The following is a 16401-nucleotide window of genomic DNA, read 5'->3' as shown; positions in this document are numbered from 1 at the left end:
ATCAGAAATCGAGGTCAACATCATCCACGGATCGCCCGCGGACTTCGCCCATCTTTGAGGCAGCCCGTTCTGATTCATTGAGCTCACCATTTGCCACAGTTAGGGCATAATCTCTGCGTGGATCGAAATCTGGAAACTGATCCACGCGGTCCAGAACATCGCCCACGAGTTTCTTGACAAATAATCTTGGGGCGACGCCGGTACGGCCTCCCAACTCCCCAGAGATGGCACGAGCTAGTACCCCAACGTACGAGTCATCCACGATGGACACAATCCGATTCGACGTGTCACTGCCAGAAGCGTAGATGTCCCGCACCCTACAGCCCAACTCCATCAGAGATTCGTGGCTAAACCCTGCAAGTCTGATTTGGGCTGCGCGGGGGTTGTCGAACCGGCTGTCTGTGCTGAAGTCAACGGCTAAACGCTGGGCTAGTGGTTGAAGCCGCTGCATCCCTTGAGAACCGTCATAGAAGGCTGGTGTTCCAGTAATCAAAATGTAAAGGCCAGGAAAGCGCCCGGCGTCCACTTCGTCAACCAACTGTCGAAGTGCATTCAACGACTTCTCGCGAACGTCCGAGCGGACCCGTTGGAGCGTTTCGACCTCATCCAGAACGACGACAAGACCCTTGTACTCGCTGTCCCGGAGGATTGTGAGCAGCCCCTGCAGCGAGCCAAGAGCGCCAAAATGGTCAAGCTCGCCTCTAATACCTGCCGCTCGCCGGATCGAGGCCGCCACATGAGGCTGGCCTCCCAGCCACGCAAGGAGTCCCTCCGCCTGACCGACGTCAGCATCTAGAAGGGCCTCACGATAGCCGCGGAGCACTGCCGAGAAGGCAGGCGCCGTGCGTGTTACCCCCTCCAAGCGGCGTTCCATGAGAGCCACTACAGCAGCGTCAAAGGCGTCAGGATCTTCACGGGAAGCTGAACCTGCCGCAATGACGTCCTGCTCGAGGGCGTAGAACCACCCGTCAACGATTTCTCGTAGTGCGCTGGGCGCGAACTCGGAAGTCGCAAGATTCTCAGTTACGCGACGATACACCGTCTCCAGCCGGTGTAGGGGCGTTTCCGTCTCTGAAACTTGTATCTCGGCAGTAGCGAAGCCACGCTTCTTGGCTGCCTCCACGAGCCAACGGGCGAAGAAGGTCTTACCGGATCCGTATTCGCCGCGGACCGCTTTGAAAACTGCACCGCCCCTAGCAACGGATTCGAGTTCTTGGGAAATGGCTGGCTCGAAATTGTCCAGGCCCACTGCCAGAACATCAAGGCCTTGCTGCGGTACTGTTCCCCTACGCAGAGCGTCGATAACTTCACGGCGTCTGCGGGGACTAATTTCCATCATCGGACCGCTCCGAGACTGAATTGTTCAGTCAGCAGGCCAATATCTAGGACGACTGTTACACCATCGCTGTCCTGAGTCAGGACTTGGTAGCCCTCTACGTTCAGAAGGCGTCTCAGCGCGGCCAATTCACTGGTCAGTTCCGCCACAGACACACCACCCGCCCTTGCAAGAGAATCCCTGTGGACCCGCCCGCCGTGTTGCGCAAGCACAGTCAGAAGTTCGTCTACGCGGGAATCCGAGAGCGCTCGCCGTCCAGCACGGGTTCGTTGATCCTGATACATCCTGCTCTGCATCAGTTCCGGAACCCATGAAACTGCAACAGCAGCCGCAGGTTCCGTAACTGGTTCCGGACCGAACTGGAAGAGAGGCTGTTCTTGGCGTGGTTCTGTTGACTTCGCCTTCCTTGTGGCCCTCGGCCGGGTCTGAACATTATCTGCGGGCTGGACGCGTACCGGGTCGTTCCACCAGCCAGGCGTTTGAGGTGGCGCAACTCGCCACCTTTTGGGCGCCAGCGCGCCAGCCCTGTTGAGAACGATGACCGGCACTATCATCTCCGCCAACGTGCAGCCCCCGTGGTACCCAGCTTGCTTCTGCGAATATCTGAGGTTCTCAACAACTGGCACTACTGCAGAGCCGCCTGGTGCCAGGACTCGTCTTCCTGACAGTTCCACCTCGTCAGGTGCCGCTGGGCCCGAGCTAGTCGGGCGCCACCGGCCGGCGGCCCCCGCCACCGGCCGGTGTTCAGATCCACGTTCGACGACATGCCCGTGATCGGACGTCAAGATGAGAGTCCGGCCAGCCAATGCGGCGGCCTGAAGCAGGTCCGCCAGGTGCTGGATGTTGTTAAGCGTCCAAATGGTTCCACCAGGATCGTGCTTGGCAAGGGCGTCGTCTATCGTGTTGAGAACGACGCCGAGGAGCGGCTTTCGAGGGTCGTTGAGGCCCGCAACTAGGTCGCCGGGCAATCGGGCACCGGCCGGGGCGCGAAGATCGTCTTTATGAAACAAGGGCGCTCCGAAAGAGCGCTTCTCGTCGGCTTGTTGGCCTGCTGCAAGATGACCAGCAAATAAGGACGTTCTGGAGAAGGTCGTTAGGGATGGAATTGCAGAGAGAACACCACGGCGGGAATGACCTGATCCCTCGAGATCTTCCACAAGTTCCTGCCATCCGCTATTGACTACATCTTCGACAATTGAGTTTGCCGTAGCTGCACTCATGCCATCCAGGACTATCAGCAGACAACCAGCCACGCTGGTAAGGGGCCTCACAACGTGAGGCAGGATGTCCTCCGTTCCAGGCACAGTGTCGACAGGCGGACCTGCGAGCTCTTCCGAGATTTTTTTGGCAAACTGCCGATCACGCAGAGTTCGTCGCACCTGAACCATCTTCAGGACACGGGCATAGGCAGCAGCATTGGACTCGAAGTTTGATCCAGTCCAGACGGTGGCCGCTGCGCGGTCCACCCAGCTGCCGTCAGCCATGTGGAGGGAAACGCAATCGCTCAACGACTGTGGAGCTGATTCCTCCGAAGCTAGCCAACGGACAAGCCTGACCACCATTCGGGCTGCCGCGGCTTCCCCCGACGGACCTGCTGCAAGCTGATGATCCAAGAGATCATTAAGTACGCCTTCGATCCGCGGCAGATCGACGGAGGCCAGGTCCACACCCATGAGAGCCTCGGCCAGCTGCCCGGCACGTGCAGCAAATCCTGCAGGCAAGAGGTCTGACCTGGACGCGCCTTCAGCCCAGCCGATGTCCGCGAGCCACGTTTCAGCTTGTTGCATAACAGCAGGGACCAAAGAGTCACCTGCGAGGCTCATTCGCAGCAACGTTTGCCTGGAAGCAGACGCAAGTGCACGCGCTTCCCTAGGACTAATCGGCGCGCTGCCAAAATAGCGTTCGGCTCGGGTCCTCGCGGCTATTTGTTCGGTGGCTGGGGTTCTCGCATCGGAGGAATCCGGCCACAACACGTCCAGCCCGACTCCGAAGGCCAGGACCGAAATCTTGCTCGCGGATGAGGCTGCCAGGGCGAGCCTAGCGGCCTCACCGAAGCTTCGGCCCACCCAAGTAATAAGGGCGGTTCGAAGCTCCGGGCTGGCCCCGGCCCATCGGGTTCGGATTTCTGGAACATCCAATGCCACCAGAAGGTGTGCTTCGTCGATCGAGTCGTTGACGCTCATCCCCAGTGCAGACGTGAGAAGACCGCTCATCGCCAGATCCGCAGTAACAATGCCAGAAGGTGCTTTCGGCCAGCCTCCTGGTGGGCGGTGCGCGATAAGGCTCTGCGGGAGCCAATTGCCGTATTCCCGTAGCTGTGGGTCATAGCTCACAGCACTAAAGAGCTCAGGAATGGTCGACCACTCGTCTAAGAAGTTGACCCGCTGGCCACGGGACGGAATGGTGACGGCATCACCTAGCTCCTCCTCCGGAACGTCAGTCAAAATGATCAGGAGATCGCCAGCAAGAAGGTCGGTGACCGCCTCCAGAGCGGCAAGCTGCGACACGGCCGTCCTGACCCATACCGTTATACCCTGAGCAGCGATCGATGGCGGACCGTTCCAGATGGGCCGGGCGGCCAAGAGCATAATCCGGCCAGCTTCGGGGGACTGCGCTATCCGCTGCGCGTATTCCCCGATAATCTGCGGTGACGCTATCCTAAGCGGTGAGCCAACTTCCGAAGTGGTCACTCGATCCACCACTTCACGTGAACAGCCTTTCCCGGGTTATCAACCATCGCGCGCTTGAGCTGCATCTCGAATTGGCTTAGGTCCACTGAATGGCCGTTCAGGATGAGATCGACGGCGTTAACCGTAGCCAAGGTCTCTTTTTCAGTGGGCTGGTTACCTTGATCAGCTGGGTTCGCTGCAACTGATTGAGGTTCTTGTGTCCTGCTTGGCAGGTCCCCGGGTGCAGCTTCGCCGCCCGCGGTCGGGGTTTCGACCCTTTCATGCGGAGTTGCCGGAGGTAGTGGAGGCTGGCGCATGAGGATGCTGAGTGCGGCCTCTTTGGCAGCAGCGATTGCGGGAGCGAGCGGTGAATGGAGTTCGTCAGCGGTCGCGGCTGTCTGGAGTGAGTCCAGCACCTGGATCCATTCGGATTCTGATCGTGCTGTGAGCTGGTTTAGAACCTTCCACTCCGCGTTGCGGAGGGTGGAAACAACGGCTGGTGCACTAGCAATAGACTTGCCTAACGCCTGAGGTTCGGCTGGAATGTCGGCAATTGCTAGGGCCCTTAGCAGCGAAGTGTCGTTCACTTCGCTAGCCAGTGCAGCTGTCAAACTTGAAGCCTCTGTAGCTGTTTTGAGTCGGTTGCCGTTGCCGGTCGCCTCATGCATCTCACTGTTAAGCCCTAGAACCACGGCGTGCCGTTGAAGTTCTTGGACAAGCTGGTGAGCTGACGTCTGGGCCACCGATGCGGCCTGCCGAACCAGCCGTGCCAGTCTGCTGACACCTTGTGCGCTCAGACGGGGTTCTGCTGGAATACCAAACACCGTCGCTGCGCGGTGGTTTGCAACCGTCCAATCATCCGCAGAAGGGAGCTCTGGTGTTCTGAGTGACATATCGGGTGTGATGCCACCAACCGTTGGAGTTGCAGATAGTGGCGCTTGAGCGCGGCACCATTGCCGGTCTTCGAGCAGGGTCCAAGCGAGGATTAGCAGATCACCCACCTCGGCGGATACCCCGTAGTCCTCCAGATGCGCCCGAAGGGTGGGTACCTTGACGTCGAGTGCTTCGGCGGAAGCCCACTTGGTGAAGTTCTCCATCCACCCAAAGTTCGACGAATTAAGGGAAAATACGGTCTCTCGTGGCTCACCCAGCTGGAGGGGGATAGCAATGCGGCGAAGTGTCGCTGCCTTGGACCTTTCTATTCCGTCCAGCCGGCCGCCCTTGGATACACATTCTTCAACTAGGGAGGCAACAGCGGAAAGCTCGGCCTTTCTAATTTCCGTTTCGCTGGGCTCAAACAGCGGGTGTTTGGGATAGAGGTAAGTCAGCGCTTTCGCCAAGGCAGAGGTGAGACCGGCCCTCAGATCAGCTGCCACCGGTGGTTGAAGCTGAAGGCCGGGCAGGAGACTTGTGAGGACTGAGTCGCCGGCGATGACCGCGTCCACATCGTCGGCAGTGGCGGTATCAATTCCGTAGGCCTGAAGAAGCGCGCCCTTGAGGCGCTCCTTGATGTTGGAGCGCTGGCTTTCAAGCTGGCGTTTTGCAATCGGCCGGTCAGAGACGGGCAGGTTGCTGGCGTTCGCCTCGAATTGCTCTCCAGATCCTTTGAGGAGGTGCTCGAGAAGGACCAGCCGGCCGACGTCGTTGAGACGGGCCGCGGAGAGGAAATGCGGAACCCAGGCAATGGTTCGTGATTCAAGGCCGGCATCCCGCAATTGTGCAAGGCGGTTCAGGTCTTCTTGCGCACTGTGGTTGCCGGAGTCAAAGGGGACGTCTATGACCACCTTCCATCTGTCGCCCTCAGCGCGGAGAGCATCGTCCGGGAGAGACGATGCGTCACGGATGTTCCCGAAAATAACGTCAACAACCCGTTTGGTTCCTCGCCACACGTGAGTGAACTCGCGCGTCGACATCAACCCCACCGCCGCTGGGAGGCCTAGGAATTCACTGACCAGGTTGCGTAGAACCGACTGCCGCGCGCCTTCGGTGTCCTCGTTCTGGACTCTCTCTACGATGGAGTCATAGTCGACCCCCGAGAGGCTGACGCTCAAAATCGGGTCCGAGGAGGAGCCGGAGATACTGATTTCGCCGAACTCCCCGGACCAGTCCCGGACCTTTTCCAGCACGGCAAATGCTTCCTGGCCGGGAATGAAGCTTTTGATAGTGCCGTAGTTCAATGCTGCCAGTTTTGCCGCTGTGAGGTTCTGCAACGACGGCGTACCCGGGACGATCTCGGCCACCAGGAGTGTTTTGGCCAGCCGGTCTTCGGCAACGAATGCGTGAGTTCGAGGCAGCGCCAAGGCATCAGCTTCGCTAATCCCGTGTTTCGACAGCAGGTAGGGTCGCAGCTTGTTGAGGTAGAAGTCGGCAGCGATTCGAAAGAGTTTCTCGATATCCGAGCTGAGAGGCTTTTTGTCGCTCAACACGACAGCCTCGAACAGGTCGCCGACGGGGATAACGTCTGTGACCAGCAGCTGTTGGCGTCCAGAGCTGAGCAGCTCACCCATCACTTTCAGCGCCGTCCGCTCGCGTTGAAGGAGCGAGGACAGCGCGACCAGGGCGTCTATGAGCGCTGGGGAAAACGGGTAAACCAGTTCGAAGTCCACGGCACTTGAGCCAGCCTCATCGGAGAGCAGGTGGCGCATGGCTCCGGGATTGGCTTTGACACTGGCCGTAGCTTGGGCGAGGGCACGGGACCCTTCAGTGGAAGTGGGCTGGAGGAGTCTTTGGTTGACGATGCGGGGGAGGTCTGCGGCCTTTAGTGTTATAGCCTCAAATCGGTCTTCCCACCACGAAAAGCTCTGACCAATGGCTTCACGTTCGGCGCCAATGGCGGTACTCCCGAGGAAGTCTTTCAGATCTCGCTGCCTCGCCACAAAAGAGATCAGTGGAATGCTGAGAGAGCCGGTACCTGTTTCAACGAGCTTGGCCACTTTGGACGTTTCCGACTGGATAAAGTCGTTGTTGCCCAGGTGCTGGGCCAGCCAAAGGACGAGTTCATCCAGGAACAGAACAACGCCGTCGTAACCTAGGCCATGCGCATGGTCGGTCATCGCTCGGAGCCCACTGGAGATATCGAGCCATTGGCCGGTGTTCTCGTAGCTTCGGTAGAGCGTGGCGGTTAGCGCTCGCGCCAGTTGGTCTCGTTCCGAGCTGCCGACTGGCTCCAGCAGAGCTTCGTCGAATCTGTCTCCATTCCAGCTGGTTGTGAGATCACCCCAACCGCTACTTTGCGAATCCCCGTTGAGGATACGGAAGAAGGCCTCGTCTTGGAGTTCCTTCCGCATGTTTGCAGCATCTCTAAACAGCTCGTCACTGCGGTGCAGAACGGCCGCTGCTGCATCGGGGTGCAGTTTTCGCGTCTGGTCCAGGTAGCCCCGGAACAAGGCGCTTTCGAAACTTTCCGCGCCGAGCAGGTGATAGTCGACCGCCAGGAGTTTTTTCGACAAGAGTCCCTCGTGCGCGGCAACGCTCGACTGGAGATTTGTCAGCTGCCGGGCGTGGAGGTTTCCTGCAAGCAAGAGGTGCAGGACGGCCATGAAGTGGCTCTTACCGGCACCGAATGAACCGTGGACAAACGCACCATTACTGCGCCCGTTCTCAACGGATCGCTCGACAAGTCCCAAGGCCTCGTCGAAGGACTTGGCCAACGAGTCGGTGACGACGTATTCACCTAGGGTTTTCTCGGCGGCTTCCACGCCACTGTGAAGTTGAAGAACGAAGTCCGCTGCGTCTACGTGCTCGGGAATATCAATGACGTCTTTCAGCAGCCTGATATTCGGGTTCATACAAGGGCCTCCGTATCCTCGACACTTGCGCTAGTACGACCGCGGCCACGCCCGGCGGATGCAGCGGGTCGCCAATTGATAAGGTCAGTTCGCGTCAGCGCCAACCGCGAAAGATAACCGTCCAGCATCCCTGTGATGGCTGCTGCAGGGCTGGAGCCGATGGCCGGGTCAATTTCGGAATGCCACTGGATTACCCAGGGTTCGAGCTCGTCGAGGCCTGCCAGCAGCGGTGTCAGTTGTTCAGGCGTGGCGCCTTCGGCGTCAAGCTCGGCAGTAGCCCGCGCCAACGCCAAGGCGGCAGTCGCGTGATCCCAGCCTGCCCAACCGAAAACGGGGGTGGTGTCGCCACTGCGTAGGAGTCCAGGATAGGAGATGAACCGCTCCTTAGGGACATCCAACTTGCCCCGTGCTTGCCAGTAGCTGGTCTTCTGGAAGTCGACAGGTTTGTACTTCGGCGGGACCGGGATGTCGACATTTTCCCCGCAGTCTTCGCGCCGTTGCAGATCCCAAACAGCCTGCCAGCCGCGATACTTGGTCAGGCCTGATTCCTTGTACCGGAGCTGTGCGAGGAACGGCACGGATTCGTCCGACAGAAGCGACGTCAACGCCGGCACCAGCTCAACGTGCGCAGATCCAGCCAGAACTTGCAGTGCCTCGACAAGGATTGCATCGTGGCGTACAGCATCGGCCAGTTGGGCCACGGACTTGCTGCATACGCCTTGAGCGTCCGTCCATAGGGCAGGGTTCTCGAGCCGATCCAGGATGAGTTCACGAAGAGCCCTTTGCTGCTGAACGTCCCATGGTTGAGTCGCCCAACGGCGCTTAAACTCGGGGCGTTCCAGCAGTTGAATCTCTGGATTGTTTTCAATCGTCTGTAAACGACGCTGTACCAAATCCTTGTAGTCTTCAGGCCAGCCTGCCGGGATTGAGGTCTGAGGAGTCGTGTCGTGACGCGCAAACCAAGCTGTTTCCTCGATCCCATCAGCCTGCCTCTGGGCCAGCAACAGTTCGAAGGCTCTGGTGCCCAACACTAGACCGACCTCCATCTTGGAACCTTTGTGCGTCAGGTCTTCCACGAGACCATAAGCGCTGTACGTCTCCCAATCGAGTTCTTCTTGTTCGAAAATCATGCGGCCACGCGTTGAGTGCCAACCTCCACGGGCAGTAGCCAGCATGGCGTGCAATGACTTTCCTGAACGATCGTTGGCGTAATTCCTCACTGTTGCATGAGCCGAAAGGGCACTCAGATGGGATGCCAATATATCTAGAATCCGTCCGCGTTCGGTGGGGGGTCCTACGGGCAGCGGGAAGTCTTGGAGCTTAGTGCTCGTGAACTCGTACCGGGGTTCCCAGTCTTCGTCTCCAATTCCCCCTCCGATGCCGCCATTTCCCTTGTTATGACAAACTTGCTTCAGCCAGAAGCAAGCTAGGGACGAATTGAGAACGGCCAACAAGCCCAGGTGCTGCTCCTCCGTGGCGTCGGCGGGTAGCTTAATCACCGGCGCCGACTGCTTGAAGACCTTTCCACCACGGTCTAGAACGAAGTGATTGTGTGTCGCCACGAACGCGAAAGATATCGATAATGGGACTTTGACTTTGGATTTTGCAAGCATCCCGTACTCAAACCATTCCAAGTCCCGTTCCTCGCGCGTCTTTCCAAACATCAGATAGCCGGAGACTGTCCGACGAGTGCGCCACATCCAATGAGACTTATGCGCATCTGGGGATATTTCGAGATTTGAAGTGTAAGGCCAGAAGCGTGGCTTTGAACGAAGCCCAAAGTCTCGGACGAGTTCGCCTTCTACAACCTGCTTCGTTTCCTCGCGGATCCATGTGGGAACTTCAAAAGCCTCTTCTTCGCCTAGCACTGCAACAATACCGATTTCGGTCGCCACAGATCCGAGCGAGGATCTTGCATTTGTCTCGATCCGTTCCTTAAGACCGGCGGCACCGCCTCCTGATAGAGACCAAGGATGGACTGCAAAGTCCTCCCGAGAAGGGGACGCCACGGTGACGAACTTGCCGTTGAAGGATTCTTGATCAAGGTAACTCTGAATCTCGCTCCAAACCAAGCCCTTGGCTGGATCGCTGGGCTGGCCGGGCTCTCCCCGAACTCCCAAGACCGCGCGCAGCGTCGCCTCCACAGGCCTTCGCCTTCGTCCCACCAGAATTACCGTTGGCGTGCCATGGCCAGGGATGTATGCACCCGATGTGTCGATGATGTGCGTGAGATCGACTGGATTGGTGACGGTCTTACCAGAAAGCAGATCCTGAATGAGCTTCTTGCCGAACTCCCGCTTCATAAAGGAATTCGACGTGATCTGCCCGACGTGGCCGGCCGCGATGTCAGCCGAACCTCTAACTGCCAGGCGGAAGAAGAGCTCCATGAATGGAACCGAGAGAGCGTATTTGCCCGCGCATGTGTCGTAGGCCTCGCGGTACCACTCGTTCAGGGCTTTGTCCTTGACGGTGATGTATGGCGGATTTCCAACGACGACATGGTAGGTGCCGGGCTCCAGAATTCCTTTGTAATCTCCTATGTCCTCTGAAGTATAGGAATACACACCTTCCCGGTCTTCAAAAAGGTCCCCTTGACGGCCCTGCTCGCCGAGAAGCGAGTCTCCAACGGCCAAGTGGTACGAGAACGCCGGTGCCGTGACCAGAGATGACTCTCCGCATGCGCGTAGGGCAGCCACAGTGAGCCTGAATCTTGCGATGGCCACCGCGAACGGGTTCAAATCAACACCGTGGATAGAATCCAGAGCGTTTTGCACTCTTTGGCGTCTGGAAAGGCCGGGGCTGTCGGTTTCCCATTCGCGGTGAAGCCGTTCAAAAGCCCCCAGGAGGAAGTGGCCGCTTCCGCAGGTTGGGTCAATCAATTTCAATCCAGCGATGCCGAACTCGTGGATGGCTGGAGTCAGGGTCTGGTCGAGAATGAATTCTTCGATGAAGTCAGGTGTCTGAAGCAGCGCGAAGGTCTTCTTGGCGTAATCGGATAGGTCCTGGTAAAGGTCTCCGAGGAACCGGGTTCCGTAGTCGGGGTCGGTGAAATCGTGCAGAAGCGCGCCGGCGTCGTCGGTTTGTCGCCAGAACTTCAGCAGGGAGCTGGCTGACTCGGCGCTGACGGGAGCACGCCACACCAGGTTGTGCCTTTGGTCAAGAAGCGCCCGACCTGCGGGCAAGTCCGCGAGGGCGCCGAAAGCTGTCTTCAGCCAGTCGCGGGCATTGTCGGTGGGTCGTTTCGCGTAGTGGGCCATTTCGGCCTCAGAGGCCCGTTGGGTGCGATCGTCTGGCCCCGCAATCCAGAGATCACTCAGGAGGGCGTTGTCTTCACAAAAGCGGATGAAGACGCTGGCGATAATCCAGGCGACCGCGGCCTGGGAGATCTCTCCCTCGACCCAGTCATCGAAAGTGCGTGCCGTGCGGCCGTATTGGGGGCCTTCAGTTTCAAGAGGCCCGCCAAACGCTTGGCTTTGCTGTCCGTCAATATGTACGGATTCGGGCGCACGCTGCTGCTGCCAGTCGAACTGGTCAGAGTCCAGCTCTGCTGGTCTCCAGTCAGCGTTCCGTGCCAGCCCTTGAGCTCGACGATGAAGAGGCCTTGCCCCGTAAGCAGCAGGACATCCACTTCATTGGTGCGGCCGCTGGCGTCGATGAACGTCAGGTTCGACCACGCGTACGTGACTGAATCGTTGGGCAGGAGCGCCTGAAACTTTTCCAAAGCCTGACGCTCTGCAGGGGTCGCTGCATCGCCGAGTTCAAACCAATGGTTGGAATCCGGATCCAATGTTTACCCCCTGGAGCACTACCAAGCCGACTACTTTGTCCCATATGACGGTGGATAGGAGGCGGCTCCGATACTTGAAGCTGCTTTGATACTAGCGAATCTTTGACTGGTAGCAGGCAACGACGCCGTGTTACTGGGACCGTCCGGTGCCACAGAATGATTTCGGCTAGAGCTTGTCGATCCAGGTGTCCTCTTCACGGTTGTCCCATGCCGAGCCCGATATCTGTTTAGCCGGGAGACTGCGCTCTTCGATGCGGCGGAGGATCGGCCGTACGTCCCTTGCGAGAAGGTCCCCTATGGAGTCGACCTGGCGAATTGTGCAGCTTTCGATGATCGCACGGCGGTCGTCCATGGAATCGATGCCGGCTGCGGTGAACGCTTCTCGGAGCTGTTGCACCTGACGCTCACGGATAGGCAAGTCCTCTAGTACCTGCGATGTTGCCTGGTCTGCCTCTAGAAAAAGGTCAAACGTGTTCTCGTCCAAGGTGCTTCCTTTTCGTCCCGCGGGCTTCAATTCTGCCATGAAGTGCGACTTGCAGAAGTAACAGGAAACGGGGCGGAAGCTTGGCGAACGCTTCACGGCATCCGTGGAGACGGCTGAGGACTCTCCATCAATGGGGCCGGCCCAGCCAAACTCCATCGCTCTAGTGCTTGTTGAGCCTCGGGAAATGGCAGCCAAGGTCGACTTACTCGCTGCTTGCCGCTGGAGTACGAGTCGTCAGACCTCCGCTGATTGGCAAAAGCAGCGGGTGACATATGGGAGGCGAGCCGGAAATGCTTCCAGATCGGCCTAGGTCCCTTGCCGTCCGCGATGATGAGGTTGGGTCGCTCCCAGATACACATACACCAGCCGCCATTCGGGTTAATTGCCCAGACCGGAGGGGAATCGTCCCGATCGATCCAACCGACGACTGTGATGGCAGCCAGCTCCGCATTCGAGAATCTGCCGTGTACAAACACCCTGGTTCCACCCTGGCTTAGGAACTCCCACCCGGCTTGCTCTGCGGCCGCACGAGCATCCTTGAACTCATCACCGGCCAGATCACTCTTGATCAAATGCTGCACATGGTCAAGACGCAGTGTCTGAGAATCATGACCCACCAATGATCGGCAGTATTCCGTAGCCAAGTCTTCATCGAAGTGCCCAAGCTGAGTCGCCGCACTCTCCAGAATGCTTCTATATCACCGTTGCCTCGCCTGTGGTTCGGAGGTCGGTTGCGCCCCGTATTATTGCGCAACTTACAAGCGTCATGTTGGAAACGGGGGCCTGCAATTCGTCCGGAATCTGTTCGTTGGCCAGATGGCGGATGAGAGTACTCATCAGCCGCAGAGGTTCTACATCGGATCGATCCCAATTGCCGGCGCTATAGAAACTCGTGACGATGCGAAGCATGGCAAGCTGAACGAAGGGGGGCTGATTATCTAGACTTGCGACCCACTGGGCGCATCGTTTTCTACGTCGGCGTCGATCTGATTCTGGAGATTTGGAATGGTTCGGGGCACCCGCCTGCGCATCAGTAACGTCTGGTATGACACTTGCCACCGCATCATCGCGTTCGTCGTCGAGGACCGCCTCGTTGTCGTCCACTAGGACGTCAGCCCATCGGGGTGGTGCTACCACCTCATTACTCGAGATGGGGGCAGCAGGAGGTAAACCCAACACGAAGGCAGTCAAGAGCGGGCCTTGAATCCTAGTTGCCGCTTCGAGATCCCATAGCCACGGGCTTTCGACGTTCACATTCGCCTGAGAGGGGACAGGCCTCTGCATAGGCTGCGCGCCTTCTCCAACCGCCAATGCCCTCGGACCGGTAGCGCGGAGTGATATTTCCCGAAGAACCGCGAAGTCTTTGTCCAAGGACTCGAGAGCGCGGCCGGCATCTTGCCATAGCTCACTTGGCGTGGGCGATTTGTACGACTTTGCGCTCGACGGGGTTCTGGGTGAAGCGCTGATCCTGAGTGGGTCCATTACGAACATGATCGGTCCGACGTGTTTGATCTCTGCCTCACGCCAGGACAGTCGGACCCTACTAACAGCGCTCACTGCACAGGCGGTCCGGACTTCAGTCTGCCCCTCTTGAAACGATCCGAGTAGACTCCATTGTTCTGGAGGGTCTCTAAACTCAGAAGCTTCCAATTCTAAAAGCATCGACGCTGGGCTTGAGAGTGTGATCGTCAAGTCACCATCAACGATACGGGCCGACCTGATTGACGGTCCTGGGCGTAGTGATGGATACGCAGTTCCCGTATTTGCTGGACTTATGCTCGAAGCATCGACGGGCCGTCCCTCCGGAACGGTGAGGACGGAAGCAGGTCCCACAACCGCAGTCTCATAGTTCCCGCCGGATGACCAAGCTCTTAAGAGCGCAGCCCCCGAAAAGTTAGGACTGCCGACCAACGCGTGCGAAGTACCGTTAGCTTTCCACCAGATCACCTTTCCGTGACGGTATTTGTTCTTCCGATCCGATTCTTGCGCTTCGATTTGAATTCCAAATTTGTCGGCGCACTCTTGCACTTCGACTGGGTCGAAGACCGTCAGCCCTGGTTGGAGGAGCAGAGATGCTTTTTGGGGTCGCAACCTTTCGATTAACCTTGATGTCGCAGCCATTGAGCCGTCCAGGAATGGCGCGCATAAGCGAAGTTCTGTTACTGGTTCCGAAGGAAGACTGCCTAGAATTGCGTCCTCGGCGGAAGTAATGAAGGTGTGCCCGGTGTCAACAGCCTCGCTCTGCTCAATGAGCCTTCGTACAAGCGCACATGTTCTGCGAACTGAATCGCTGGAATCGGCGTCGAGCCATCGAAAATGGGCAAAACCGCGAAGCCATTCAGCTATGTCATGGAATATCGTCGGATAGGACGTCTTGTCACCGGCGAACTGGATCCAGACCTCATCGTTATATTGCCATCCACCCAACGTCAGGTTGCCGGAACCGATGGCTACCTGGACCCTCTCCTCGCCCGCAAGAATAACCACCTTAGGGTGAAACGCGGCGCGTCCGGTGACAAGGCCAACGTTGTATGAGCGTCCAGCATGTCGCACGGCACGCGGATCAGGAGCCCAGACGTTTCCGTCGGCGATGATGGAAGCGCGCGCACCCGTTGCAAGACAGGTACCGAGGACTTGGGCTTCGAAGAACGCAAGATCAACGTTGAACGTCAGGAAGAGAGCTTCCCTTGCCTGGACTTGCTTGGTTCGTTCCTCCTCCAGAAGCATCGGGAATGGGTTAGGAATCTGTTGAAAATCGCTAGGCAAGTGCCTCGGCTCCTCGATCGGTGATTTGCCATTGTTCATTTTCGTCTCGGACGAGCAAATCGATGCCGGAGAGAATGTGCACAAGTGGAGCCAAGCGAAGCGACACGCTGCCGCCACCTTCATTCGAGTCCTTGAACACCAGATCGTCCCGAAAAAATATCCGGGTTGGAATCTTGATCGATCCCGTTGAGGCGTCGAACCTAGCTTTTCTCAGTGAGAGCCTGTTCGCCCTGCGCAGGAGTAGCTCGACGATATGGCGCGCAAAATCCTTCAGCGGTCGTCCGTCCCACTCGTGAACTCGGTCCAATAACCAAGTTGGCGACATCTCCTGAAGCGAGTCGTTTTTTGACTCGAAATAGGGTTTGACATGGTCGGGGATCCCCGCAAGCCGGAGTGACCCGAGAAGAATCGTTGCCATGAATGCTTCCATGTCGGATTCACATGCAGCGGGCTGCTCCAGCTCAGCGGGGTGAGCTGTTCCGTCAGGGGTCCACACCGGAGGAAACGAGCGAACGTATCCACCAACTGAGACGTTAGGGAGAACATCTACCAACGGGGCTGGGAACTGGGATCGATGGCAAAGCCCTGGTACTGCCTCTACGAGGCCGGCCCAAAGGGCCCTCCACGCACTGACGGAACGGTTTCGAAGCGTTACCCCTTGCCAAGCTTGTACGGCATCCAGTTGTAAAAGCAGTTCGTCATGATGGACGACGGGGGAGTAATTAAGCGAATCAACGAGCTCGGTGTTGATGCTGGTCGGTGACCCAAGTTGTATTAGGCGGAGTACCATCCGTACCGTTTGTCGTCGCTTGTCATGATCGGTCTCCGGTTGCGATCCCTGGGCCAGCAGCAACTCCCGAAGCACGGCCCCATCAGATTCGGTTCGTGAGCCACAAACGCAGAGGTGGCAGTTCGTTCGCAACTGCTCTTCACTTACGTGTTCCTCCCGCGTCAGCTCGTAAAGGCCACGAAATCCGTCGTCCAATCGGCTTGTATCGAACGCCGTGACCTGGCTGTTGCCAGTCGGTAGCAGCCCCAGAAGCATTTCGGACGCTTGATACTGACCTCTATAGCCAATGGAGCGGCCGGCGTACGCGCCTGGCCGGGAGAGCTGTCCGAGGTTCAGCCCGTCCTTGATTCTGCTTTCCAAATAATCCGCTCCATGCGGTCGGGGGAGCCACGCATGTTGCCCCTCGTGGAGTATGGAAATCGCTGCAATTAGCGTTTCCGATCGGCGAAGGAACTCGAGTGATTCAGACGCAGTCATTCCGCGTGCTTTGGCCTGAAGCGCTGTATAGGAGTGCAGGCTGTAGTAGCGCGCATTCCTTGTCACGGTTGTCACCCCAGGCAACAGCTCGCCAACCGACCTAAGAACGTGGCGCTCGACAGACAAGGGGTACCGTCCGGGATAACGACCGTCGAGACCCCCACCCCAAGCTGGGCCCTTCACAACGTGCATAGAAGTCCTTGACTAGCAATCAAATCAACTGTTGCTAGGTAACCTAACAGGTATATTCCCGCAGGAAGCGATAACAACTCCTCGGTCAACACCCGCGGAATATTGCCAATAC

General features: G+C 57.9%; 8 protein-coding genes. 1 reads left to right on the top strand and 7 read right to left on the bottom strand.

What is annotated here, in order from left to right; genetic code table 11:
- Position 1 precedes the first annotated feature (1 nt).
- From brxD to QFZ60_RS15345, 6 genes are all read right to left on the bottom strand, one after another.
- On the bottom strand, positions 2-1336 hold the full coding sequence (gene brxD, locus QFZ60_RS15370) for a BREX system ATP-binding protein BrxD (protein WP_307093340.1): 1335 nt from the start codon (positions 1334-1336) through the stop codon (positions 2-4).
- Positions 1336-4026 (bottom strand): BREX-2 system phosphatase PglZ, encoded by a 2691-nt coding sequence (pglZ, locus tag QFZ60_RS15365; protein ID WP_307091539.1) that lies wholly within the window; start codon positions 4024-4026, stop codon positions 1336-1338. Before pglZ ends, brxD begins: the two co-directional genes overlap by 1 nt.
- Complete coding sequence (locus QFZ60_RS15360; RefSeq protein WP_307091536.1) at positions 4023-7793, bottom strand: hypothetical protein; 3771 nt, start codon at positions 7791-7793, stop codon at positions 4023-4025. Before QFZ60_RS15360 ends, pglZ begins: the two co-directional genes overlap by 4 nt.
- Positions 7790-11179 (bottom strand): BREX-2 system adenine-specific DNA-methyltransferase PglX, encoded by a 3390-nt coding sequence (gene pglX / locus QFZ60_RS15355; protein ID WP_307093338.1) that lies wholly within the window; start codon positions 11177-11179, stop codon positions 7790-7792. Before pglX ends, QFZ60_RS15360 begins: the two co-directional genes overlap by 4 nt.
- Positions 11107-11580 carry a nuclease-related domain-containing protein gene (locus QFZ60_RS15350; protein ID WP_307091535.1) on the bottom strand — a complete coding sequence of 158 codons (474 nt, stop codon included), beginning with the start codon at positions 11578-11580 and terminating at the stop codon, positions 11107-11109. Before QFZ60_RS15350 ends, pglX begins: the two co-directional genes overlap by 73 nt.
- 166 nt (positions 11581-11746) lie before the next feature.
- The gene (locus tag QFZ60_RS15345) at positions 11747-12064 is read right to left on the bottom strand and encodes a hypothetical protein (RefSeq protein ID WP_307091533.1); all 318 of its coding nucleotides are present in this window, start codon (positions 12062-12064) and stop codon (positions 11747-11749) included.
- Between the two features lie 2316 nt (positions 12065-14380).
- Here QFZ60_RS15345 and QFZ60_RS15340 point away from each other — a divergent pair.
- On the top strand, positions 14381-14599 hold the full coding sequence (locus tag QFZ60_RS15340) for a hypothetical protein (RefSeq protein ID WP_307091531.1): 219 nt from the start codon (positions 14381-14383) through the stop codon (positions 14597-14599).
- 223 nt (positions 14600-14822) lie between these two features.
- Here the strand turns inward: QFZ60_RS15340 and QFZ60_RS15335 are convergent, their stop codons facing one another.
- A complete protein-coding gene (locus QFZ60_RS15335) occupies positions 14823-15248 on the bottom strand; it encodes a hypothetical protein (RefSeq protein WP_307091529.1) in 426 nt (141 codons plus the stop codon).
- Between the last annotated feature and the right edge of the window lie 1153 nt (positions 15249-16401).

This window comes from Arthrobacter sp. B2I5, from assembly GCF_030816735.1.
Taxonomy (GTDB): Bacteria; Actinomycetota; Actinomycetes; order Actinomycetales; family Micrococcaceae; genus Arthrobacter.
Note: the sequence above shows the minus strand (reverse complement) of the source record. Positions and strands in the feature narration are given on the sequence as shown.

Coding starts and splice junctions, on each gene's coding strand:
- brxD (WP_307093340.1), bottom strand. CDS start 1,336: ATGGAAATTAGTCCCCGCAGACGCCGTGAAGTTATCGACGCTCTGCGT.
- QFZ60_RS15360 (WP_307091536.1), bottom strand. CDS start 7,793: ATGAACCCGAATATCAGGCTGCTGAAAGACGTCATTGATATTCCCGAG.
- QFZ60_RS15340 (WP_307091531.1), top strand. CDS start 14,381: ATGGGCAAAACCGCGAAGCCATTCAGCTATGTCATGGAATATCGTCGG.
- QFZ60_RS15335 (WP_307091529.1), bottom strand. CDS start 15,248: ATGGCAACGATTCTTCTCGGGTCACTCCGGCTTGCGGGGATCCCCGAC.